3 protein-coding genes are annotated in these 2205 nt (G+C 34.8%); all 3 read left to right on the top strand.

Features of this window, described 5'->3' with window-relative positions; all coding sequences use genetic code 11:
• Positions 1-32: 32 nt before the first annotated feature.
• The 3 genes from aroD (at position 33) to ACZQCL_RS08935 (ending at position 2071) form a co-directional block, all read left to right on the top strand.
• Positions 33-794 carry a type I 3-dehydroquinate dehydratase gene (gene aroD / locus ACZQCL_RS08945; protein ID WP_419008532.1) on the top strand — a complete coding sequence of 254 codons (762 nt, stop codon included), beginning with the start codon at positions 33-35 and terminating at the stop codon, positions 792-794.
• An 84-nt stretch (positions 795-878) separates the two neighbouring features.
• Positions 879-1877, top strand: coding sequence for an SPFH domain-containing protein (locus ACZQCL_RS08940; RefSeq protein ID WP_227991563.1), 999 nt, complete (start codon positions 879-881; stop codon positions 1875-1877).
• Positions 1877-2071 (top strand): type II toxin-antitoxin system antitoxin, encoded by a 195-nt coding sequence (locus ACZQCL_RS08935; RefSeq protein WP_117573687.1) that lies wholly within the window; start codon positions 1877-1879, stop codon positions 2069-2071. The genes ACZQCL_RS08940 and ACZQCL_RS08935 overlap by 1 nt, the downstream gene beginning before the upstream one ends.
• Positions 2072-2205 lie beyond the last annotated feature (134 nt).

Raw genomic sequence — 2205 nt, 5'->3', positions numbered from 1 at the left:
TACAAAAAATATGAATAAAGGAGAATAAAAAAATGAATACAGTAACAATGAAAAATGTTGAATTTGGTGCAGGCGTACCAAAGATTTGTGTTCCTATTTGTGGAAAGAGTAAAGAAGATGTTTTAGAACAAGCGAAAATCATTCTTGATACACCAGCTGATATTATTGAATGGCGTATGGACTGGTTTGAACAAGTTGAAAATACTGCATCTGTAGTAGAAATGACTAAAGAATTACGTGAAGTATTTAAAGAAACTCCAGTCTTAGCGACTTTCCGTTCTAAAAAAGAAGGTGGAGAATTAGAAGTATCTACTGAATATTATGTGGAATTAAACTGTGCAGTTGCCAAAAGCGGTTATGTAGATGCAGTAGATGTTGAATTATATACAGGAGATAAGGAAGTTGAAACGATTGTAACGACAGCTCATGAAAATGGAGTAAAAGTAATCATGTCGAACCATGACTTCTTCAAAACACCATCTAAAGAAGAAATCATTTCTCGCTTATGCGCTATGCAAGAAAAAGGTGCAGACATTCCTAAGATTGCAGTTATGCCTCAATCAAAAAAGGATGTATTGACATTATTGTCTGCCACAAATGAAATGGTAGAAGAACATGCCGATCGTCCAATCATCACTATGTCAATGGCAGCTACGGGAGTAATTTCTCGTTTAGCTGGTGAAGTATTTGGTTCTTGTTTGACATTTGGTGCTGCTAAAAAGGCGAGTGCTCCAGGTCAAATGGGTGTCAATGATCTTAAGACAGTTCTTGAAACTTTACATAAAAGTTTATAATTTTTAAAGGTGGGTCATTCCCATCTTTTTCTTTATTGACAATAGATATCAAAATGATATCATTTTGATAGTGGAGGTGCTTATATGACAGAAAAAGTTTTAAGCAATAAAAAGAATGGCATGGCCATGATGATAATATGGATTGTTTTATATCTTGTAGCCTTGTTGATGACAATACTAGGTGCAGCATTCGTTTGGCCTTTATTTATTATTGGTGTTGTATGGCTATGCATTGGTTGGATTCCATTTCTTGGTTTAAAAGTATTAAAGCCACAAGAAGCCTTGGTTTTGACATTATTTGGTAAATATGTAGGTACTTTAAAGGATGCTGGATTTTATTTTGTCAATCCTTTTTGTCAGGCTGTCAATCCTGCCGCAAAGACAAAACTAAATCAAAGTGGAGATGTGGATGATGGTTCTAAGAAGAGTATTTTTCAAGCGCAAAATAATGGAACAGTAGAAATGGCTTCTAAAAAAGTATCTTTGAAAATCATGACTTTAAACAACAATCGTCAAAAAATCAATGATTGTTTGGGAAATCCTGTTGAGATTGGAATTGCCGTGATGTGGCGTGTTACAGATACCGCAAAAGCTGTATTTAATGTAGATAACTATAAGGAATATCTTTCTTTACAATGTGATAGTGCATTAAGAAATATTGTTCGTATTTATCCTTATGATGTCGCTGAAAATGTAGATACAACAGGTGATGGTATTGCCGATGAAGGAAGTCTTAGAGGTTCTAGTGAAGTAGTAGCTTCTAGAATTCGTGATGAAATTCAAAGTAAGGTGAAAGATGCAGGTCTTGAAATTATTGAGGCAAGAATTACATATTTGGCATATGCACCAGAAATTGCAGCCGTTATGCTTCAAAGACAACAGGCAAGTGCGATTATTGATGCACGTAAGATGATTGTGGATGGAGCTGTTGGTATGGTTGAAATGGCATTGGATCGTTTAAATGAAAATGGTGTTGTAGAATTGGATGAAGAAAGGAAAGCGGCTATGGTTTCTAACTTGTTAGTCGTACTTTGTGGGAACCATGATGCGCAGCCAGTTGTAAATTCTGGCAGTTTGTATTAATGGAAAAGAAACAGATTCCTTTGCGTCTTTCAAAAAAATTGTATGATCAAATCGCTTCATGGGCAGAAGATGATTTTCGCAGTGTCAATGGACAAATTGAATACTTGTTGACAGAGTGTGTGAAACAAAGAAAAAAGAATGGCAAATACGTCAGTGATACGATGGATGAGCCTATTGAATTGGATATTAAGTAAGAGAGTGTAGAAATACATTCTTTTATTTTTGGAAAAAAGACACATTTAATAAAACAGGATATAGACATCATTAATGTCAAATAGACTTGTACAATTTACCTGTAAGTGAGGTAATGAAACATGTGTACAGAATT

Source organism: Holdemanella sp. (assembly GCF_056804935.1).
The sequence above is the reverse complement of the archived record's forward strand: the minus strand, read 5'-3'. Positions and strand labels throughout refer to the sequence as shown.